The 19,573-nt window shown below is 61.3% G+C and carries 21 protein-coding genes and 2 tRNA genes; 21 read left to right on the forward strand and 2 right to left on the reverse strand.

Annotated features, from left to right (window positions below; genetic code table 11):
• Positions 1–18: 18 nt before the first annotated feature.
• The 17 genes from A9404_RS06320 to A9404_RS06400 all read left to right on the forward strand — a co-directional run bounded on the left by A9404_RS06320 (position 19) and on the right by A9404_RS06400 (position 15,493).
• Positions 19–450, forward strand: coding sequence for a ferritin-like domain-containing protein (locus A9404_RS06320; protein ID WP_066099410.1), 432 nt, complete (start codon positions 19–21; stop codon positions 448–450).
• Positions 451–466: 16 nt separating this feature from the next.
• Positions 467–748, forward strand: a complete 282-nt coding sequence (locus A9404_RS06325) for a 4a-hydroxytetrahydrobiopterin dehydratase (RefSeq protein ID WP_066099411.1) — start codon at positions 467–469, stop codon at positions 746–748.
• Between the two features lie 16 nt (positions 749–764).
• Positions 765–1,421 carry a ParA family partition ATPase gene (parA, locus tag A9404_RS06330; protein ID WP_066099412.1) on the forward strand — a complete coding sequence of 219 codons (657 nt, stop codon included), beginning with the start codon at positions 765–767 and terminating at the stop codon, positions 1,419–1,421.
• The gene (locus A9404_RS13525) at positions 1,418–1,711 is read left to right on the forward strand and encodes a hypothetical protein (protein ID WP_066099413.1); all 294 of its coding nucleotides are present in this window, start codon (positions 1,418–1,420) and stop codon (positions 1,709–1,711) included. Before parA ends, A9404_RS13525 begins: the two co-directional genes overlap by 4 nt.
• A gap of 21 nt (positions 1,712–1,732) precedes the next feature.
• Positions 1,733–4,099 (forward strand): nitric oxide reductase activation protein NorD, encoded by a 2,367-nt coding sequence (locus tag A9404_RS06340; RefSeq protein WP_066099414.1) that lies wholly within the window; start codon positions 1,733–1,735, stop codon positions 4,097–4,099.
• A 226-nt stretch (positions 4,100–4,325) separates the two neighbouring features.
• Complete coding sequence (locus A9404_RS06345) at positions 4,326–6,008, forward strand: NADH-quinone oxidoreductase subunit 5 family protein (protein ID WP_066099415.1); 1,683 nt, start codon at positions 4,326–4,328, stop codon at positions 6,006–6,008.
• 3 nt (positions 6,009–6,011) lie between these two features.
• Complete coding sequence (locus A9404_RS06350; RefSeq protein WP_066099416.1) at positions 6,012–6,755, forward strand: hypothetical protein; 744 nt, start codon at positions 6,012–6,014, stop codon at positions 6,753–6,755.
• 4 nt (positions 6,756–6,759) lie between these two features.
• A complete protein-coding gene (locus A9404_RS06355) occupies positions 6,760–9,900 on the forward strand; it encodes a DUF2309 domain-containing protein (protein ID WP_066099417.1) in 3,141 nt (1,046 codons plus the stop codon).
• Positions 9,897–10,223: a P-II family nitrogen regulator gene (locus A9404_RS06360; protein ID WP_066099418.1), complete on the forward strand. Its 327-nt coding sequence runs from the start codon at positions 9,897–9,899 to the stop codon at positions 10,221–10,223. The genes A9404_RS06355 and A9404_RS06360 overlap by 4 nt, the downstream gene beginning before the upstream one ends.
• Before the next feature lie 78 nt (positions 10,224–10,301).
• On the forward strand, positions 10,302–11,105 hold the full coding sequence (locus tag A9404_RS06365; protein WP_066099419.1) for a CbbQ/NirQ/NorQ/GpvN family protein: 804 nt from the start codon (positions 10,302–10,304) through the stop codon (positions 11,103–11,105).
• 30 nt (positions 11,106–11,135) lie between these two features.
• Entirely contained in the window at positions 11,136–11,441 is a 306-nt protein-coding gene (locus A9404_RS06370; protein WP_322098983.1) for a hypothetical protein, read from the forward strand.
• Between the two features lie 120 nt (positions 11,442–11,561).
• Complete coding sequence (locus A9404_RS06375) at positions 11,562–12,200, forward strand: hypothetical protein (RefSeq protein ID WP_066099420.1); 639 nt, start codon at positions 11,562–11,564, stop codon at positions 12,198–12,200.
• Positions 12,201–12,311: 111 nt separating this feature from the next.
• The gene (gene lgt, locus A9404_RS06380; protein WP_066099421.1) at positions 12,312–13,142 is read left to right on the forward strand and encodes a prolipoprotein diacylglyceryl transferase; all 831 of its coding nucleotides are present in this window, start codon (positions 12,312–12,314) and stop codon (positions 13,140–13,142) included.
• Complete coding sequence (locus A9404_RS06385) at positions 13,139–13,933, forward strand: thymidylate synthase (protein WP_066099422.1); 795 nt, start codon at positions 13,139–13,141, stop codon at positions 13,931–13,933. Before lgt ends, A9404_RS06385 begins: the two co-directional genes overlap by 4 nt.
• Before the next feature lie 38 nt (positions 13,934–13,971).
• On the forward strand, positions 13,972–14,382 hold the full coding sequence (locus A9404_RS06390) for a phosphate-starvation-inducible protein PsiE (RefSeq protein WP_066099423.1): 411 nt from the start codon (positions 13,972–13,974) through the stop codon (positions 14,380–14,382).
• Between the two features lie 5 nt (positions 14,383–14,387).
• Entirely contained in the window at positions 14,388–14,897 is a 510-nt protein-coding gene (folA, locus tag A9404_RS06395; RefSeq protein ID WP_066099424.1) for a type 3 dihydrofolate reductase, read from the forward strand.
• Between the two features lie 146 nt (positions 14,898–15,043).
• Positions 15,044–15,493, forward strand: a complete 450-nt coding sequence (locus tag A9404_RS06400; RefSeq protein ID WP_066099425.1) for a hypothetical protein — start codon at positions 15,044–15,046, stop codon at positions 15,491–15,493.
• A 106-nt stretch (positions 15,494–15,599) separates the two neighbouring features.
• Here the strand turns inward: A9404_RS06400 and pgm are convergent, their stop codons facing one another.
• Both pgm and A9404_RS06410 read right to left on the reverse strand, forming a co-directional pair.
• Entirely contained in the window at positions 15,600–17,243 is a 1,644-nt protein-coding gene (gene pgm, locus A9404_RS06405) for a phosphoglucomutase (alpha-D-glucose-1,6-bisphosphate-dependent) (RefSeq protein WP_066099426.1), read from the reverse strand.
• Between the two features lie 137 nt (positions 17,244–17,380).
• Complete coding sequence (locus tag A9404_RS06410; RefSeq protein WP_082922790.1) at positions 17,381–18,043, reverse strand: lytic transglycosylase domain-containing protein; 663 nt, start codon at positions 18,041–18,043, stop codon at positions 17,381–17,383.
• 111 nt (positions 18,044–18,154) lie between these two features.
• Between A9404_RS06410 and A9404_RS13530 the strand changes: the two genes are divergently transcribed.
• The 4 genes from A9404_RS13530 to A9404_RS06430 all read left to right on the forward strand — a co-directional run bounded on the left by A9404_RS13530 (position 18,155) and on the right by A9404_RS06430 (position 19,399).
• Positions 18,155–18,577, forward strand: coding sequence for a DUF1249 domain-containing protein (locus A9404_RS13530; RefSeq protein ID WP_066099428.1), 423 nt, complete (start codon positions 18,155–18,157; stop codon positions 18,575–18,577).
• A gap of 99 nt (positions 18,578–18,676) precedes the next feature.
• Positions 18,677–19,165, forward strand: coding sequence for an Rrf2 family transcriptional regulator (locus tag A9404_RS06420; RefSeq protein ID WP_156521265.1), 489 nt, complete (start codon positions 18,677–18,679; stop codon positions 19,163–19,165).
• 79 nt (positions 19,166–19,244) lie between these two features.
• Positions 19,245–19,320, forward strand: a tRNA-Gly gene (locus tag A9404_RS06425).
• A 5-nt stretch (positions 19,321–19,325) separates the two neighbouring features.
• Positions 19,326–19,399: transfer RNA gene (locus A9404_RS06430), tRNA-Cys, on the forward strand.
• Positions 19,400–19,573: the final 174 nt, after the last annotated feature.

Below are 19,573 nucleotides of genomic sequence, written 5' to 3' on the forward strand. Positions count from 1 at the left end.
TGACTGAGGTTTGATCGCATGCGAATTCATCCTCGAATCACCGCGTATGTGATGCGCGGTCTTGAACACGAGTTCAACACCGTTCAACAATTCCAGACGCGCGCCGCGCTTGCCGAGCTATGGTCCGAGACCGAACTCGCCGAGAGTTATCGCCACAAGGCGATACACGCGCTCAGTCACGTCGAACGTCTCACGCAGACGCTTTTCCTGATGGGCGTCGCGCCGAACAGCTTCACGGTCGGCGCGGTCCGGCCCGGACAGAATCCGGCCGAAATGCAGGCGTTATCCATCGCGCAACTTCAGCAGACGGTTCATCTGTATGATGACGCCTGCCAGTTCTGCCTGCGTATTCGCGATGCCGAGCATCACGCGCTGTTCCAATCGTTCCTGGACGAAGCGCTGAAGCATTATTGGCAGGAATTGCAGACGCAGGCAGCGCAAGCCATCTAACCGGGGAGAAATCGTCATGGCCGAATCCACCACACCACCCATCTCGGTTGAAGGTTGGGAGACCCGCAAACTGCCGCCGCAGTTGACGCGTCGCTTCGATTTCGACACATATGCGCAGACGCGCGGGTTTCTGGACGACCTGGCCGAGCTCTCCGAGGCAGTGGGCAACTACCCCAACCTGCACTTCGCCAAGGATTTTGCCACGGTGACCATTTCCGCGGCCGATGACGGCGCCCTGCAGGAATCCGAGGCTACCTTTGCCCGTCAGGTCAATGACCTGGCGGCCAAATTCCGCTGATTGTCGGGTGACACCCATGGCACGCGCACAGGCACCGGCCTTCAGCATCGCGATCGCAAACCTCAAAGGCGGCTGCGGCAAAACCACGATCAGTACCAACCTCAGCGCCGGTCTGGCTCGCCGCGGCTCCGTCGGGCTGGTCGACGCGGACCCGCAGGGCGCATTGAAGCATTGGGTCGACTGGGGCAGTCGGGAGGCGGATGACGCCGTACCCACGCTCTATGCGGAACACGCCGACCCCGTCGAAAACCTCAAGGTTGCCCAACCGCATCACGAATATGTGGTCGTGGATTGCCCGCCATCGCTGGACATGGCGATCACGCGGCAATTGATGGCCGCCTGCGATTTCGTCCTGGTCCCGGTTCTGCCCTCCCCGCTCGATCTGTGGGCCAGCGCGCAGACGATCGACGTGATTCGCAGCGCCCGTGAAGAGCGGCCCTCACTCAAGGCTGCCCTCGTCCTCAATCAGACCGAACCCCGCAGCGCCATGTCGCGGGCCATGAAGACGGCGATCGAGCGACTGGGCGTGCCCGTATTGTCCACATCGGTGCGGCGTCGTGCCGTGTATCGCAATGCCGTGGTGGAAGGCGTCAGCGTCTTCCAGCTCGGCGGCCGGGGCCAATCCGCGGCCAATGAAATCAACCAGATCATCCAAGAGGTCATACCCAAATGAGCAATCTCGAAGACAAGCTGAGCGCCAGCATCCAGACCGACAAGCCTGCAACCGCAGCCCCGGCCAAGGCGGCTCCCGCCGCGAGCAAGCCTGCAACAGCCGCCGCAAAGGCACCGGCCAAAACACCCGCGAAGCCCGCAGCCAAGCCCGCAGCCAAGCCGGCGGCTCGCGCTTCGGCACCGGCGCGCCGTCCGGCAGCAGCTTCGGCCAAGCCGACGGTTGCCGCAGATGACGTTCAGGTTCCTGAGCACGACACCAGCGCGCACCCGCGTCGCGTTTGGCCGGACTAAGTCGGAAGAAGCCGCCAAAGCATGAGCATTTCCATGGATCAGCATCAGGCGCTGTTCGACGACTTGGGCGAGCCCGTCGCCGAAGTCCTCAAGCAGCACTGGCACGACTTGACGCGTCTGCTCAGTCCGTTGGGTTTCCAGACCTTTCTGGAAAGCACGGCGAACCTGAACGCATTGGGTCGTGGCGACGAACTGGTCATCGCCTTCATCGAGTCATCGGTTCCGGTGGCACGGGAAATCGGCGAGACCTCGGTGTTCGAGCTGTTGTCCTCCGTGATCCAGATGTTCTCCAAGGCCAGCGGGTCGGTGCTGGCGCGCGTGTTCCAATCTGCGCCGGTGGCGGTCAGCCGCCTGGGTGAGGCGGAGCTGTTCAATGCCTACCTCTCCCTGCTCGATCATGTCGCTGCCAAGGCACCGCGGGCGTTGCGGCCGCTGCTCGATCACATCGAAGAGTTGCTCGGCAGCCTGACCCTCGGCGGTCTGCGGCGCTGGATCACCTGGGGCATCCAGGCGCATCGCAACGACTTCGCCGCCCAGGACGCCTATTTCAGCTTGTCCACCCCGGAATCCCGGGCCGTGCTTCAGCGCGAACGACGCGGCGTCCTGTTCGTCGACGTTCAGCGGCGCCTGGTCATGTATCTGCGCGCACTCTGGGGACGCGATTTCTTTCTGCGACCGACCTCCGGGGATTTCGAAACGCGCACCGGTTATCGACCATTCATCGATGAATTGTTCATCAACCTGCCCGATGCCTACGACGACTACAAGGTCGAAGGCCACGAACCGGTCGATGGTCTGAGTCTGTACCGCGCCGCAGCGGCACATGCCGCCGCCCATCAGATCTATTCCCGGATTGATCCCAAGGCCAAGGACACCGGTCCCCTGGAGCGGGTACTGGTCGGGCTGATCGAGGACGCGCGGGTCGAACGCCTGGCCATGGCGGATTTCCCGGGGCTCGTGCCGCTCTGGCTCAATTTTCACCGACTGACCCTGGCCGCCCTTCCCGATGAGGATCGTCTGGGCTCATCCCCGCGCATGAGCGCGCTGTTCGACCGCATCGCTCTGGCGCTCTGCGACGACGCGTACCTCGACGACCATCCGCTGGTCCAGGCGGCACGCCACGGTTTTGCGGCACTGGGCGAGGACATGCAATCGCAGGAGGCGGCACGGACCCTTGGCCTGACGCTGGCCGAACAGGTCCGCGCCCAGAATCTCCCTTTCCAGAGCCGAACCGATATCCCCAGCAGTCCGTATCGGGACGATAACGCCTATCTCTGGATCGAGCCGGACGCGAAGCCGAACACGGCCGTTGCCGCCAGCATCCACGACAAGCGCAAGTACGTCAGCGTCATGGAAATGCTGCATGCCCTGGACGTGGAGTTCGCCACCGCGGAGAGTGCCGACGAGATCTGGGTACTGGCTACCGAACTCTACGACGACGACGGCACGACCTTCAACGAGTTGTACGGCACGCCACCGATGGCCTCGCCGCGATACTACCCGGAATGGGACTATCAGACCCAGCTCGAGCGCCCCCTGTGGACGACCCTGACCGAAAAGAAACCAGCACTGGGCGATCCGGAAACCATCGAGGAAATCCTGGCCGAACACGCACCCATGGTGCGGCGCCTGAAGTACCTCATCGAGGCCCTGCAGCCTCAGGGCGTGGTTCGTCAGAAAAAGATCGAGGATGGCGACGAGGTCGACCTTAATGCGGCCATTCAGGCGATGACCGATATCCGCATGAACCGTCAGCCCGATCCGCGCATCGGCATTCGTCGCCGCATCCAGGTCCGTGACCTGTCGGTGATTCTGCTCATCGACCTGTCCGAATCCACCAATGACCCGGTGCGCACCGGCGACGGCGAGAAAACCGTGCTCGATCTGGCCCGGGAAGCAGCTGCCCTGCTCGGGGATGCGCTGGACCGCATCGGCGACCCCTACGCGATCCACGGTTTCGATTCCAACGGTCGCAGCGATGTCGAGTATTTCCGCTTCAAGGATTTCGACGACACATTCAACGACCTGGCCAAAGCCCGCCTGGCAGGCATGACCGGCCAGCTGTCCACCCGTATGGGCACGGCGTTGCGTCATGCCGGTCGACTGCTGGATGCCCGAGCCAGCCAGCGCAAGCTGATCCTGCTGCTGACCGATGGCGAGCCATCCGATAACGATGTGCGGGATCCACAGTATCTCCGACACGACACCAAGCGGGTGGTCGAGGAACTGCGCCGCCGGGGCATCGAGACCTTCTGCGTCACGCTCGACCCCCACGCGGACGAATATGTCGAACGGATTTTTGGTGCCAAGCATTACATGGTGCTGGATCAGGTTGCACGACTGCCGGAAAAGCTGCCGGCGTTGTACCTGTCCATGACGCGCACCTGAGCCCGGCAAAGATACGCCCGCGACGCTGTTGGGGGAAAGTCGTGTCGTCAGTGCGTTCAACGCCCCGCGTGCACGCAGACAATGCCACGACGTTCGGTGGCATGCGCACCACAGCCCAGGACCGAGGGCGCCCCACCCTGAGGTGAGCGCCATGGACAGTGTGCGCCGAGCTGGTTGAAAGACGGTATTTGCAATCAGGTATTCCTAACGGAACCGGAGAACCATCATGATACATAGCCAATGGTTGATTCCATTGTTACCCATCGCCTCCGCCGTGCTGGTGCATCTGCTCGCCGGGCGGTTGGGCAAGCGGGTCGCCAAGCTGAGCGTCGCGGTCAGCACGCTGACCGTGGTGGTGGCGCTCTACAGCCTGATCGGTTACATCACGACCCAGAGCAATCCGTACTGGGCCAGCCTGGGCGGATCCTGGGGCAGCCTGATCCTCGACCCGCTGAGCAGCATCATGTCCCTCGTGGTTGCCGGGATCAGCCTCATCGTGCACATCTATTCCGTGCGGTACATGGCGGAAGAACCTGGCTACCCCCGGTTTTTCATGCTCCTCGACCTGATGACCGCGTCGATCCTCCTGATGGTCTCCGCCGGCGATCTGATCACGCTGCTGGTTGCCTGGCATCTGGTCGGCGTGCTGCTGTACTTTCTCCTGGGACAGAACACCGAATCCTGGCCAAGCCAGCGCTACGCCTTCTGGACATTCATCACCTATCGGATCGGCGATCTGCCTCTGGTGCTTGCGGCCGTCCTGCTTTATCAGGCCTACGGCGCACTGGATTTCCCGACGCTGTTCGCCCGTATTGCCGAAAATCCGGACGCCACCAGCGTATTGGGTCTGCCGGTGACCGCCACCGTCGCCCTGATGGTCGCCTTCTCGGCCTTCGCCAAATCGGCCCAGTTCCCGCTGCACACCTGGTTGCCGTACACGATGGAAGGCCCGACCCCCGTCTCGGCACTGATGCACGCGGGCATCGTCAATGCGGGCGGTTTCATCATCAACCGCTTCGCCCCCGTTTTCGTCCACAGCGACGGGGTACTTCATCTGCTGTTCATCGTCGGCCTCATCACCGCCCTCATCGGATCGGTACTCATGCTGACCCAGAACGACATCAAGAAATCACTGGGCTATTCGACCATGGGCCAGATGGGCTTCATGGTCATGGAGTGTGGCCTGGGCGCGTTCTCGCTGGCCGTCTTCCACCTGATTGCGCATGGCTTGTTCAAGGGCACCATGTTCCTCGGCTCGGGCAGCATGATCGGTGAGGCGCGGCAGCATGATGGCGTCCCGCACAACCCGTTGTACACCTTCCTCGTCGAACGCAAGTCCGCCAGCACGAAACTGCCCTGGCTGATCATCGGCGTGGTCACCCTGGTCGTGCCGCTGGCCATTCTGGTGCTGGCCCATTGGGTGGTTGCCGCCGACTTCTTCCAAAAGCAGGGGGCGATCGTGCTGCTGTTTTTCGGCTGGATCACCGGCGTTCAGGTACTGTTCGCCACCCACCGTCTCGACGCCAGCAACCCCATCCGCATGATGATGCTGATCCTGCTGTCATTCACCCTGATCGTGGTGGGCTACACCTTCATCGGTCACGCCTTCGAGAACTTCCTCTACCCGGATGAAGCGTTCCGAAACGCGATCTATCACACGGCGGGCATCGATGCCCTGACCTTCGACGGTCTCGTGGTGCTCCTTGCCCTGATCGTCATCGGTGGCTGGATCAGCAGCTACCTGACCACCCGAGACGAATCCCTGTTCGGCAACCGCTTCGGCAATCTGCAACTCACGCTGTACTCGCTGATTTCCCGCGAATTCTACGTGGCAGATCTGTATGACCGCATGGCCCATACCCTGCTCGATGTCTCCAAGCGGTTGAATGTCTGGCTGAGGTGGTACTGACCCATGAACTCCCTACTCTTGCTGATGGCGGGTTTCTTCCTGCCGCTGTTCCCGTTGAGCATCGTGTTTAATGCCTTGCTCAGCCGACTCTGTCATCCGGTGCTCCGCGTCATGCTGATCCTGGTCTGGCCGCAGATCGGCGTACTGCTGCTGGCAGCATCCGGACTGCCGCTCAGCTCGGACTTCTTCCTCGGTTGGGGCCTGCTGACCGCCCTGTTCTACGCCTGGCGCCTGCTCACTGTCCGTGATCTGGGGCAGTGGGCCGCCATGCTGGCCACCTCCGCCTGGGCCATGACCTGGGCCGCCGCCACAGCGAACGACAGTCACAGCCTGCATGCCTTCGTTCTGTGGCTGTCCGTGGCACCGGCACTGCTGATCCTGATCGGCGTCGCCCTCAAGAAGCGCTTCGGTGCCGCCTATGCCGGTCTCGTACTCGGTTTGGCCCGCGATCTGCCGCGTCTGTCCGCCCTGATCGTGATCGTGGTACTTGCCGCCATGGCCCTGCCCCTGTTCCCCGCGTTTTTCGCCCTGCTTCAGCTTCTGATGCACACCAGTATCGGTGTCGCGATCCCCGTCCTGCTGACCTGGTTGCTGTGGAGCTGGTCCGGCACGCGTCTGCTGAACGGTCTCGTGTTCGGGCCCCGTTCCGGCGCCATTGCCGACGATCTCGACCTGCGCCTGACCTGGGCGTTTACGGGCCTGATCGCAGCCATCGTTCTGTTGAACCTGATCTGGACAGGAGCCTGAGCATATGAGCCGTCTTCCTTTGGGTCACCGCCTGAAAATCCGATCCATGGTCCATATGGCCGCCGAGCCGATTCCGAATTTCTGGCCGATGCGGACCTTCATCCATCACAATCCGTTGCATGGTCTCGAACACTTGCCGTTCGAAGAGGCCGTTCGCCAGGGCGAGCACCTGTTTCATGCCCGCGGTTTTCTACCCAGAGCGGATTACCAGCATTATCTGAACCAGGGGCGGGTCGATCGCGACAGCCTGCGTCACAGCATTCAGGAATTTCTCGCCGATCGTGATGCCATCGGCGATCTCGACCGTACCGAGTTGCTGGAGACGCTGCTCTGCCAGACACCGGAAAAGGTTAGCCGGATGCGCTCGCTCGCGGATGCGGACGACATCCATCACGCCCTGCGCGGCGAGACCCTGAGAAACGGGGAAATCACCGACCTCGAAGCATTGAATGCGCGTCTTCAGGCCCAGTTTCCGGCCGACCGGCCGCTGTACGAGGCCATTGATGCCCTGTTCGGCACCGACATTGGCACCACGCTGGACGAACTGGTCGTCAAGAGCTGTCTCGACTTCTTCGACGAAGGTCAGTCGACCTGGGGCATGCCGGGCCGCCGGGATGGTCTGTTCACGGCCTGGAGCGCACTGGCCAAACGCAACCTCCGTCTGTTCCTGCGCGGCCTGCATATCAAGCAGATCCTGGCGCAGGACGACACCCCGGAAGGCACGATTGCCTACATCCTGAGTGAACTCGGAATCGACGAAGATCACTGGGATGGTCTGATCACCCGCGAATTGACGCGCCTGCACGGCTGGGCCGGTTTTCTGCGCTGGCGCTCCTCGGCCAAGAACTACTACTGGTCGACGCAGTACCCCGCCGATCTGATCGATTTCCTGGCGATCCGCCTGGTTCTGGGGCTGGCGCTCATCCGCGAGCACGCCCGGCGGAAGCGTACGCCGGACACCCTCCCGAAACTCTCGGCCTATATCGAACAGCACACGGCGGAATGTTATCTGCGCCTCGCCTATCACGGCGGCTGCGTCCTGCCCGAATTCGCGCACGACGTCGACGATGCGCTGGCGCATCGTCATCCCGCTCGCGTCAACCGCATCCTGCCCGATTATCTACAGGCCCAGCGGGTCGCCGAAGCCCGCCGTCAGGCCAAGGCGCTGGTGGATCTGGCCTCGGCCGCCGGTCAGCTCGATGCCCTCAAGGCGCTCGACAGCGCACAAATCGCATCGCTCCTGGCACTGCTGCAGACCTTCGAGGAAAACGAAGGCATGGCTTGGCTGCGGGCCATGGAAACCGTATACCGGAACGAATTGCTGGCTCGCCTGAAGCCCGCGCCGACCGTCCAGCGCGAGAAGCGGCCCTTCGCCCAGATCCTGTTCTGCATTGACGTTCGCTCCGAGCGGGTGCGCCGCCAGCTCGAAACCGTCGGCGACTACCAGACCTTCGGCATTGCCGGTTTCTTTGGGGTACCGGTGAGCTTCATCGGCCTCGGCAAGGGCAGCGAAGTCAATCTGTGCCCCGTCGTCGTGACCCCCAAGAACCTGGTCCTCGAAGTGCCCACGGGCGCCGAGCCGATGGATGCCCAGTTCTACACCTCTGCCGGACATATCCTGCACGAAATGAAAAGCTCCGTGCTCTCGCCGTATTTCACGGTCGAGGCGGCAGGTCTGCTCTTCGGTTTCGACATGATCGGCAAGACGGTCGCCCCGTACACGTATCACCGTCTGCGCGACCGGATCGAACCGGAAAAGACCTCGACCCGACTGCTCGTCGACAAGCTGACGCGCGAACAGGCCGACTCCATCGTGCGTGCCCTGCAGCGGGTGATGATCGTCCGTGCCATTCACCAGGATTTCGGCATCGAGCGCGAGGCCCTGACCGATGCCATCGTGCGGGAGCTGCGCGAGGTGGCGATGGGCCATCAGAGCGGCCAGACGGAATTCGCCCGACAGTTCGCCCTGAGCCAGACCGCCGAAGAACAGTTCATCGAGCGTCTGCGCGAGGACTACAAGATCAACCGTTCCTACGTCGACCTGCAGATGGAACGACTGGGCCGAATCGGCTTCACCCTGGACGAACAGACCTACTACGTCGGGCAGGCACTGCGCTCCATCGGCCTGACCGAGAACTTCTCGCGGTTCGTCATCCTCTCCGGCCACGGCAGCACCTCGGACAACAACCCCTACGAATCCGCCCTGGACTGTGGCGCCTGCGGCGGCAGTCACGGCCTGGTATCCGCGCGCGTACTCGCACACATGGGCAACAAGCCGGAAGTGCGCCGTCGCCTGCGCAAGCAGGGCCTCGACATCCCCGACGACGCCTGGTTCGTGCCCATGCTGCACAACACCACCACGGACGCGCTTGAGCTGCACGATCTGGATCTGCTGCCGGCGAGCCACCTCGTCTACCTCGAGCGGTTGCGCAACGGCCTCCGGGCTGCGTCCCGCCTGTCCGCCGCCGAACGCCTGCCCACCCTGGTGGAGCGCGTCACGCCGAATACCGATGCACTCAAGGCCTATCGCCTGATCCAGCGCAACGCCTCGGACTGGACCCAGGTTCGCCCGGAATGGGGTCTGGCGCGCAATGCCTCCGTCATCGTCGGCGGGCGCCATCTCACCGAAGGCGTCAATCTGGATGGCCGCACCTTCCTCCAGTCCTACGATTACCGGGTTGACCCGAAGGGACGCCTGCTCGAGAGCATCCTCACCGGCCCCCTGATCGTCGGCCAGTGGATCAACCTGGAGCATTATTTTTCCGCCGTCGACAATGCCCACTTCGGCAGTGGCAGCAAGGCCTACCACAATGTCGCCTGCCGCTTCGGCGTGATGACGGGCAACCTGAGCGACCTCCGCACCGGCCTGCCCGCCCAGTCCGTACTCAAGGACGGTCGTCCGTACCACGAACCCATCCGACTGCTCGCCATCGTCGAGGCGCCGGTCGAACACACGCTCGCGGCAGCCAGCCGTCTACCGAAGGTCATGTCCCTGATCACCAACGGCTGGATCACCGTCGTGGTGATCGATCCGGAGACCGGCCACCGCCATTTTTATGACCGCGGAGAATGGTATGATCTGGGCGAAGGCCCCATTGCCGCGATTCCGAAACAACCTCCGCTTGCAGAAGAGCTCAGCGTATGAACAACCTCAATCTCACCCCCCTCAAAAAGCTGGAAATCATTCTCGAGGGCGAGCACCAGGCGTTCGCCACGGATCTGCTCGATCGTGCCGGCGTGAAGGGTTACACCATCGTCGGCAACCTCTCGGGCAAGGGTAGCCAGGGCTACCACGAAGGACACCTGATGTTCAACGAGGACGAAGTGCTGATCATGATCATCGCCGCCGTCCCCGAGGAACTCGTCAAACCGCTGCTCGAAGGCTTCGCGCCCTTCTTCAACAAGCACAGCGGCGTCGTGTTCCTCTCGGACATCCAGGTCAGTCGACTGGTGAAATTCAAGAGCTGATCCGCCCGTCGACAGGACGCGCGGATCTGCCGGGGCAGAACCGAATCAACAAACATCATTTTCAGACAAGGCAACACCATGACTCAGAACGTCGATCAATACCGCGTGCAACGCGAGCCGTACTATCGTCCCGTACATGATGAAATCGAACTGTACCGCGCCGGCTACGAGGCCCGCATCCCGATGATGCTCAAGGGCCCGACTGGCTGCGGCAAATCGCGCTTCGTCGAACACATGGCCTGGAAACTCAACCGGCCGCTGATCACCGTCGCGTGTAACGAGGACATGACGGCTTCCGACCTCGTCGGCCGCTACCTGCTCGACAAGGACGGCACCCGCTGGCAGGACGGCCCCCTGACCGTCGCAGCCCGCATCGGCGCCATCTGCTATCTGGACGAAGTGGTCGAGGCCCGTCAGGACACCATCGTCGTGATTCACCCGCTCACCGACCACCGTCGCGTGCTGCCCCTGGAAAAGAAAGGGGAACTGGTCGAAGCCCACCCGGACTTTCAGATCGTGATCTCCTACAACCCCGGCTACCAGAACCTGATGAAGGATCTGAAGCAATCCACCAAGCAGCGTTTCGGCGCCCTGGACTTCGACTACCCGAAACCGGACATCGAAGCGGAAATCGTGGCCCACGAGACGGGTGTGGATGTCGGCACGGCCGAGAAGCTGGTTCAAATCGCCCAGCGGGCCCGCAACCTCAAGGGCCACGGCCTCGACGAAGGTCTGTCCACCCGTCTGCTGGTCTACGCGGGCAAGCTGATCGCCAAGGGCGTGGAAGCCCGCGCCGCCTGCACCATGACCCTGGTCAACCCGATCACCGATGATGTGGACATGCGCGATGCGCTCGACACGGTCGTCAAGACCTTCTTCTGATGTCGGCCGCCACTTGAGGTAATCACTGTCATGATGAAACAGATCAATTACGTCGGCCTGGACGAGGACGAACAGGGCGGCCTGACGCACATCGGCAAGATCATCCGCGATGGCTGGCTGTTCGGCTTCATCCCCGAAACCCAGACCGGTGCCGGCTGGAACCAAGGCCAGATCCAATCGCTGTACGAGAAGGTCTGGGCGGCCTGGGAACCCTACGCCCACCTGCCGAGCCGTCTGCCGCCCGAGTTGCAGGAAAAGTACATGCGCATCCAGAACGAGGCACTGGCAAAAGCCAAGGCCAAGGGCTGGGATCCGGAACTCGAAGACGATGATTGAGGGCGCGCTTCGACGCAATCCGGCAAACGCTGACGAACGCCAACTGAAGGCTGATGGTTCGCGGATCGCCGTCGGCGTGGTAAAATATCGCGCGTTTTATTTCACCCGGTCCGTCCTTTTATGAACAATGTCAACCTGCGGGTCTATTCGTTTATCGACTCGCTTCAACCGCAGTTGGCATCCTATCTCGCCACGTCGTCGCAGGGCTTCCTTCCGGTGCCCGGCGATGCCTGCCTGTGGGTGGAGGTCGCCCCCGGCATGGCCGTACATCGCCTGAGCGACATCGCACTGAAGGCCACCAGCGTGCGCCTGGGCGAGCAGGTGGTGGAACGGGCGTTCGGCTCCATGGAAATTCACTTCAGGAACCAGAGCGAAGTACTCGCCGCGGGCGAAGGCATCCTGCGCGAGATCAACCACGAGGTTGGCGACCGCCTCCCCTGTCGCATCGCCTGGAAAGAGATCATCCGCGCCATCTCGCCCGACCACGCGACGCTGATCAACCGACAGTTCCGCAAGGGGTCGATGTTGTTGCCCGGCAAGAGCATGTTCATTCTGGAAACGGAACCGGCCGGCTATATCGTGCAGGCCGCCAACGAGGCGGAAAAGGCCGCGCATGTCACCCTGATCGATGTGCGCGCCTTCGGGACCTTCGGTCGACTCGTCATGATGGGCAGCGAGGCCGAGACCGCCGAGGCGATGCGCGCCGCGGAAGCCGCCATTGCGAGCATCAATGCCCACGCCCGCGACGACGGCAGATAATTGCTGCCGACGGCCCAAAGAAACATTCGGGCAATGAGCCGGACATGAACGGCGAACCGATTCGTTCCCTGCGTACTGCCATCCCACATTAGCCATGTAGTAGGCGACATCATGCTGACCTATCCAGACATCAACCCGATCGCCGTTGCCATCGGCCCATTCAAGGTTCACTGGTATGGGCTGATGTACCTCGTGGGCTTCGTCGGCGCCTGGGCGCTGGGCCGGTACCGCGCCGCCAAACCGGACTGGCCGCTAACCCCCGAGCAGGTCGACGATCTGATCTTCTATGGCGCGCTGGGCGTCGTCCTTGGCGGGCGCATCGGCTACATGGTCTTCTATCAGACACCGGAACTGATCACCCACCCCCTGAGCCTGTTCCAGGTCTGGGACGGCGGCATGAGCTTCCATGGCGGCCTGATCGGCGTGATGACAGCCATGGCGCTGTTTGCCCGAAAATACCATTACAACTTTTTCACCCTGATGGATTTCGTCGCGCCGCTGGTCCCCATCGGCCTGTTTGCGGGGCGCATCGGCAACTTCATCAACGGCGAACTCTGGGGGAAGGTGACCACCCTGCCCTGGGGCATGGTCTTCCCGACCGGTGGCCCGTTGCCCCGGCACCCCTCCATGCTCTACGAAGCCTTCTCGGAAGGCATTTTGCTGTTTCTGATCCTGTTCATCTTCTCGCTGAAACCGCGCCCGCGCATGGCCGTTTCCGCCCTTTTCCTCATCTGTTACGGCACCTTCCGCTTTCTGGTCGAATTCGTCCGGGAACCGGATCCCCAGCTGGGCTATCTCTGGGACGGCTGGCTGACCATGGGACAAGTGCTCTCCGCCCCCATGATCGTGATCGGCATCGGTCTGATGATCTATGCCTACCGCCGTCGGATCATGGATCGTCCCGTTCAACCGATCACCTCATCGGAGGAATCCGCATCATGAAGACCTACCTGGACCTGATGTCCCACGTACTGACGCACGGCGTCGACCGGGGCGACCGAACGGGAACCGGCACCCGCTCGGTCTTCGGCTACCAGATGCGCTTCGATCTGGCGGAGGGGTTTCCGCTGCTGACCACCAAGAAACTCCATCTGCGCTCGATCATCCACGAGCTTCTGTGGTTCATCCGCGGCGATACCAATATTGCCTACCTCAAGGAGCACGGCGTACGGATCTGGGACGAATGGGCCGATGCCGAGGGCAATCTGGGTCCGGTCTACGGGAAGCAATGGCGCTCCTGGGCTACGCCCGACGGACGCACGATCGATCAGTTGGCGGAGGTCATTGAGGCCATTCGCAAGACCCCCGAGTCTCGGCGACTGATCGTGACGGCCTGGAACCCCGCGGACGTGCCCAACATGGCCCTGCCGCCCTGCCATCTGCTGTTCCAGTTCTACGTTGCCGACGGCAAGCTCTCCTGCCAGCTCTATCAGCGCAGCGCCGATATCTTCCTCGGGGTACCCTTCAACATCGCGAGCTATGCCCTGCTCACCCTGATGATCGCGCAGGTCACCGGCCTGAAGCCGGGCACCTTCGTCCACACCCTGGGCGACGCCCACCTCTACCACAACCACTTCGAGCAGGCGCGGACCCAGCTGACCCGAACGCCGAAGGCCCTGCCCACGATGCGGCTCAACCCCGCCCGTACCCGGATCGAGGATTTCGTGTTCGAGGACTTCACGCTGGCGGATTACGATCCCGAGCCGCATATCGCCGCTCAGGTTGCCGTATAATCAAACGCTGATTTCACCCGTTCAGTCAGGATGCAGAGATGTTAGGAATTCGAAATAGTCATCGGTTTATCGAGAAACTGGGCAACGACCTGAACATGCTGGCGCACATCATCCTGCTGTTCATTCTCTGGATCGGCGTCGTCTGGTCGACCGGGGCGGCTGTTTTGGAAGTCATCCACAAGGGCACGCCCTCCCTGGATGACCTGCTCCTGTTCTTCATCTACCTCGAAATCCTGGCCATGATCGGCATCTACTTCCAGACCAAGCGGCTCCCCGTACGCTTCCTGATCTATATCGCGATCACGGCACTCACACGGGTTCTGGTCGTTGACGTCAAGATCATGACGAACCTGACCCTGCTGACCTACACCGGCGCCATCGCGATTCTTGCCATCGCCGTGCTGGTCGTGAAGTACGGCTCCACCCGCTTCCCCAGCGAAAACGGCTGAACGACATGAAGATCGGACTGGTAACCGCACTATCCCGCAATCAGGTGATTGGCAGAAACAACGAACTGCCCTGGCACCTGCCAGCGGATCTGAAACGCTTCAAGCGCATCACGATGGGCAAGCCCATCATCATGGGGCGCAAGACCTACGAATCCATCGGGCGCGCGCTGCCGGGCCGCAAGAACATCGTCATCAGTCGAAATCCCGACTATCAGGCGGCCGAAGGCGTCATCGTGGTCGATGGCCTGGATGCCGCCATCGAGGCCGCGGGCGATGCGCCGGAAACCATGGTCATCGGCGGAGCGAACATCTATTACCAGTTCCTGCCGCGGGCGGATCTTCTGTTCTTCACGCTAGTGCACACCCGCATCGAGGACGGCGACGCCTTCTTCCCGGCCTACAACCGGCGGGAATGGCGACTGGTCATCGAGGAACATCACCCGGCCGACCCGGAAAATCCCTACCCCTACAGCTTCATGACCTGGCAAAGGGTCACGACTCAAACGACCTCCTGAACGCCCCCCTGCCCATTCATCCGAAAATATCGTCCGTTGAGCCGGACACACCGGGAATAACCTAGCGCTGGGCTGCGGCGTGTCATATCATCGTCATATCAATAGCAATTACCGTATGGTTCGAAGATACGGTCAGGGGAGGCGCCATGCTCGATCTGCGCGACGAATTCCACTACCAACCCGAGTTGGTCGATCGCCTGAATCGGCTACACGCGGTCATCAGTCAGCACCGGTACACCTATGCATCGCTCATGGCGCTTGCCGGCGGGCTCTTTCTCATGCAATGGGCGCTACTGGCCGATCAGGCTGCAGGCTATCCCCTGCTGGGCATTCCGGTCCTCGTTGCGGCCGTCTGGTTGAGCATCACGCCCGCGGAAAACGTAGCCAAATGGCTGTCCTGGTCCGTGCGTCTGAGCACGGGCTTTCTCTCTTTCCGCGATCTGAACTGGATCCAGGCGATGACCAAGCGACATCCCAGCCTGAAATCGCGCGCGGAAGCGTACCTGCTATCATCGACGCCGGTACCTGTCGACGCGTTGCGCCACTTCTGGACCCAGCTGGTGCGCGAAGAAGAAAAAGGGCAGACCGGCAACTAGGCCCGGTACGCCCAAAAATCATCCAACGCCCATTCAATCCGGTGCTGCCGCCCCGCCAACTGGAGCGGAAAGCGGCAGAGACCCGCCGCATCCGCGGATCGAGCGGTCACCCCGCCAACACCGCTCCGACCAGTTGCTTCGCCTGAGCGAGGATTTCCTCCAGGTGCGCGGTTGAAATGAAGCTTTCCGCGTAGATCTTGTAGATATCTTCCGTACCGGAGGGACGCGCGGCAAACCAGCCGTTCGCCGTTTCCACCTTGAGACCACCGAGGGGCGCGCCGTTCCCCGGCGCATGGGTCATGATCCGCGTCACGCGCTCGCCGGCGAGGGCATCGATCGTGACGGACTCCGCAGTCAGGCCCTTGAATCGGGCCTTCTGCTCGGGACTGATTGGGGCATCGGCCCGCGTGTAGTACGGCTGACCATACTGATCCACCAGATCATTGAAGTAGACCCAGGGATCCTTGCCAGTCACGGCCAGGATTTCCGCAGCCAACAGGCCCATGATCAAACCATCCTTGTCCGTGGTCCACACCGTGCCATCCCGACAGAGGAACGTGGCACCCGCCGATTCCTCACCACCGAAACCGAGCTCCCCCGCCGTGAGCCCCGGCTGGAACCACTTGATACCCACCGGCGTTTCATAAACCTTGCGCCCGAGGCCGGCGGCCACGCGATCGATCATCGAACTGGACACGACCGTCTTGCCGATGGCGAGATCCGCACGCCAATGCGGGCGATTGCGGAACAGATAATCGATGGCCACCGCCAGGAAGTGATTCGGGTTCAGCAAGCCCCCGTCCGGCGTGACGATGCCATGCCGATCGGCGTCCGTATCGTTACCGAATGCGACGTCGAAGCGATCCTTGATCTTCAGAAGCCCCGCCATGGCATACGGCGACGAGCAATCCATCCGGATCTTGCCGTCATGATCCAGCGGCATGAACCGGAAATCCGCTTCGATCCGTTCGTTGACCACGGACAGATCCAGCTGGTACCGCTGGGCGATTGGCGCCCAGTAGGGCAAGCCGGCCCCACCCATCGGGTCGACACCGATCGACAGACCGGAGCGGCGAATGGCCGTGCAATCGATCACCTCCTCCAACTGGGCCACATACGGCGCAATGAAATCCTCGGCGATGATATGCGGCTGCTGTAGCGCCTGATCGAAATGCGTCCGCGCCACGGTTTCCCAGTCCGGCAACAGTTCGTTGGCACGCTGCTGGATCCAGCCCGTCGCATCCGTATCGGCGGGACCGCCGTGCGTCGGGTTGTACTTGAAGCCACCATCCGTCGGGGGATTATGGGAAGGCGTAATCACCACCCCATCACAGAGGCCGTCACCGGCTGAACGGCGGTTCTTGTCGATGATCATGCGCGAGATGACCGGCGTCGGCGTCGGAGAGAATCCCAACTGGTAATGCACCGTCACGCCCGCGGCCGCCAGCACTTCGATCGCCGTCACGAATGCCGGCCAGGACAAGGCATGCGTATCGAAACCGAGGTAGAGCACCCCATCGATACCCTGAGCACGCCGATACTCGACGAGCGCCGCCGTGACCGACACGATATGCGCCTCGTTGAAGGAGGCACTGATGCTGGAGCCCCGATGACCGGAGGTACCGAAGCTCACCTGCTGAACCGGGTTTTCGGCATCAGGGACCCGGCTGTAATAGGCGCTCACGAGCACAGGGACATTGATCAGCGCGGCATGGTCGGGCAAGGTGCCCGCCAGATCGGAGGTGGACATAAGGTGCTTCCTTGGGTGTTGTAACGAGGATGGTGTAACGATTGGCTATCGGGTTTATTTCAACGGTACCCGATGATTCTGCCCGATGTCTCGATCCGGCTCAAAGCCGAAGACGCGCGTACGACGGGCAACAGAGATCAGTTGTGCGCCGTCTTCTTCGCCAAGTCGCTATAGCGTTGATGCAAATCCAGCACCCGTGACACGTAATGCTGCGTCTCGTCGTAGGGCGGAACCCCATCGTATTTCTGTACGGCACCCTCGCCGGCATTATATGCAGCCACCGCCAGCTTCTGGTTTCCGTTGAACAGATCGAGCAGAAACGCCAAGTAGGCAACGCCGCCGGCAATATTTTCCGCAGGATTGAATCGATCGGCTACGCCGAACCGGGCCGCCGTCTGGGGCATCAACTGCATCAGACCGCCGGCACCGGCGGGTGAGACCGCGTTGGGATTAAAGGCGCTTTCCGCGTGCATGACAGCGCGGACAAGCGTCGGATCCACGCCATACTGTCGAGCGTAATGATTGATTTCATCGTCATAGGTGTGCACGTCCAGACGCGGCAGAATCCGGAAACCATCCCGCCAGGCCTTGGGTGCCGTCAACGCGCTTTTCTGAAACAGGGTATAGCCCGAATTCTTTTTCGGGGTGACATTGGTCAGGTGAGCGACGCCGGAAGCATCGCGATACACATACACATCCGCACGGGCTACCGGCAGAACGCCGACAAACAGAAAAGCCAGCCATGCTGCGCACCGCCATTGGCGAAAAAACCACGTAGTCCCGGTTCGGCAATCCCTCATGCCCTATATCCTCATTGCTCGTTGGTTCACAATAACAGCCAACGCACACAACCTCCAACCCATGCGGCCACCATTGCGCACACCCGGATTTTATTGCATAACAACGCACTTATGAATACAGACGACCTGCCAACCCATCACAAGCGACCGCCGACCTTCGACCGGTTGATGGAACTGTACGAACACAACTACATCCTCATTCGTCGATTGTTTGGCGACCTGCGTCGACTGAAAGCCGGCGACGAATGCCCCTGGATCGCCAGCGTCTCGCCGAAGATCGTCGCGAACAGTCGATTTACCCTCGACATCGATTTCACGGACCATCGCATCCTTGGGCGGCGCCAACAACCACTGCGTCTCGCGGTCCGGATCTATCACGATGCGCGCGCGGCGGAATTGGTCGAAACCGGCAGTCGCAGCAAATGCCTCCATGATCAGCAAAGTCGTTGCGCCGAAAAGCAGCACAAACGGAACACAATGTTGCAGAACTGGCTGATCGACCAATTAAAAACCTGCACGGAAAAAAGGAATTAACACTATACCCAAGTGTTTTAGTCGGCTATGCTCTTCGGAAAGTACACAACAACCGGAAATCCAACGGGGAAATGAACATCCCCCAGGGAGATGAAGATCATGCGACTCACCACCAAGTGCCGACATGCCGTCACTGCTTTGATCCACCTGGCCAACCGGACCGACGCCGAAACCACCGTGGCCCTGGCCGAGATTTCCGCGATTCAAGGCGTGTCGCTTTCCTACCTCGAACAACTGTTTGCCAAGATGCGCCAGGCAGAGCTCGTGGTCGGTACGCGTGGACCGGGTGGTGGTTATCGCCTGGGCCAGGATCCCAGCAAGATATCGATCGCAGACGTCATCGATGCCATCGACGACCGCTGCCGGGCAGATCGACTCCAGGGTTTCGACAAATCCTGTCCGGACAAGCGCAACTTCGCCCAGGACAAATGGAACGAGTTTTCCCGGGATCTTTATCTCTATCTCAGCGAGATTTCATTGAAGCGTTTCCTGGACATGGAGTCCCATGCCGAAGCCGATACCGAGGCAACACCGAGCCGACGACAGGAATCGCCCAGCAAACCGTCACGACGGAGCGCAGCGGCCTGACCAACTGCCCCAGAAGGCCAGAAGAGAATCGCGAGCGCTTGACAAATTCCCCTCGCCCATCAATAATCCCGGCCCTCCTGCGGGAATAGCTCAGCTGGTAGAGCGCAACCTTGCCAAGGTTGAGGTCGCGAGTTCGAACCTCGTTTCCCGCTCCAAATTCGGCTGGATGTCAGAGTGGTTATGTCGCGGATTGCAAATCCGCTTACCTCGGTTCGATTCCGGGTCCAGCCTCCACTTCTCAGTTGGACAGTGTCCAATCCCAAATCAAATCCCGACTTCTGGCGGGATTTTTTTCGTCCGGTGTCCTCCGAACCTGATTTGGGACATTGGCTGGCAGCCTGCGTAGTAGTTACGACGCCTCTCATAGGCCACACGCACTGTGGCGTTCGATACGCCGCAAATCCCCCG

The sequence above is a fragment of the Halothiobacillus diazotrophicus genome, assembly GCF_001663815.1.
GTDB classification, from domain to species: Bacteria; Pseudomonadota; Gammaproteobacteria; order Halothiobacillales; family Halothiobacillaceae; genus Halothiobacillus; species Halothiobacillus diazotrophicus.

Bases quoted from the DNA above. Each gene is read 5' to 3' on its own strand.
- A9404_RS06320 (WP_066099410.1), top strand. From the start codon at position 19: ATGCGAATTCATCCTCGAATCACCGCGTATGTGATGCGCGGTCTTGAA.
- A9404_RS06325 (WP_066099411.1), top strand. From the start codon at position 467: ATGGCCGAATCCACCACACCACCCATCTCGGTTGAAGGTTGGGAGACC.
- parA (WP_066099412.1), top strand. From the start codon at position 765: ATGGCACGCGCACAGGCACCGGCCTTCAGCATCGCGATCGCAAACCTC.
- A9404_RS13525 (WP_066099413.1), top strand. From the start codon at position 1,418: ATGAGCAATCTCGAAGACAAGCTGAGCGCCAGCATCCAGACCGACAAG.
- A9404_RS06340 (WP_066099414.1), top strand. From the start codon at position 1,733: ATGAGCATTTCCATGGATCAGCATCAGGCGCTGTTCGACGACTTGGGC.
- A9404_RS06345 (WP_066099415.1), top strand. From the start codon at position 4,326: ATGATACATAGCCAATGGTTGATTCCATTGTTACCCATCGCCTCCGCC.
- A9404_RS06350 (WP_066099416.1), top strand. From the start codon at position 6,012: ATGAACTCCCTACTCTTGCTGATGGCGGGTTTCTTCCTGCCGCTGTTC.
- A9404_RS06355 (WP_066099417.1), top strand. From the start codon at position 6,760: ATGAGCCGTCTTCCTTTGGGTCACCGCCTGAAAATCCGATCCATGGTC.
- A9404_RS06360 (WP_066099418.1), top strand. From the start codon at position 9,897: ATGAACAACCTCAATCTCACCCCCCTCAAAAAGCTGGAAATCATTCTC.
- A9404_RS06365 (WP_066099419.1), top strand. From the start codon at position 10,302: ATGACTCAGAACGTCGATCAATACCGCGTGCAACGCGAGCCGTACTAT.
- A9404_RS06370 (WP_322098983.1), top strand. From the start codon at position 11,136: ATGATGAAACAGATCAATTACGTCGGCCTGGACGAGGACGAACAGGGC.
- A9404_RS06375 (WP_066099420.1), top strand. From the start codon at position 11,562: ATGAACAATGTCAACCTGCGGGTCTATTCGTTTATCGACTCGCTTCAA.
- lgt (WP_066099421.1), top strand. From the start codon at position 12,312: ATGCTGACCTATCCAGACATCAACCCGATCGCCGTTGCCATCGGCCCA.
- A9404_RS06385 (WP_066099422.1), top strand. From the start codon at position 13,139: ATGAAGACCTACCTGGACCTGATGTCCCACGTACTGACGCACGGCGTC.
- A9404_RS06390 (WP_066099423.1), top strand. From the start codon at position 13,972: ATGTTAGGAATTCGAAATAGTCATCGGTTTATCGAGAAACTGGGCAAC.
- folA (WP_066099424.1), top strand. From the start codon at position 14,388: ATGAAGATCGGACTGGTAACCGCACTATCCCGCAATCAGGTGATTGGC.
- A9404_RS06400 (WP_066099425.1), top strand. From the start codon at position 15,044: ATGCTCGATCTGCGCGACGAATTCCACTACCAACCCGAGTTGGTCGAT.
- pgm (WP_066099426.1), bottom strand. From the start codon at position 17,243: ATGTCCACCTCCGATCTGGCGGGCACCTTGCCCGACCATGCCGCGCTG.
- A9404_RS06410 (WP_082922790.1), bottom strand. From the start codon at position 18,043: ATGAGGGATTGCCGAACCGGGACTACGTGGTTTTTTCGCCAATGGCGG.
- A9404_RS13530 (WP_066099428.1), top strand. From the start codon at position 18,155: ATGAATACAGACGACCTGCCAACCCATCACAAGCGACCGCCGACCTTC.
- A9404_RS06420 (WP_156521265.1), top strand. From the start codon at position 18,677: ATGCGACTCACCACCAAGTGCCGACATGCCGTCACTGCTTTGATCCAC.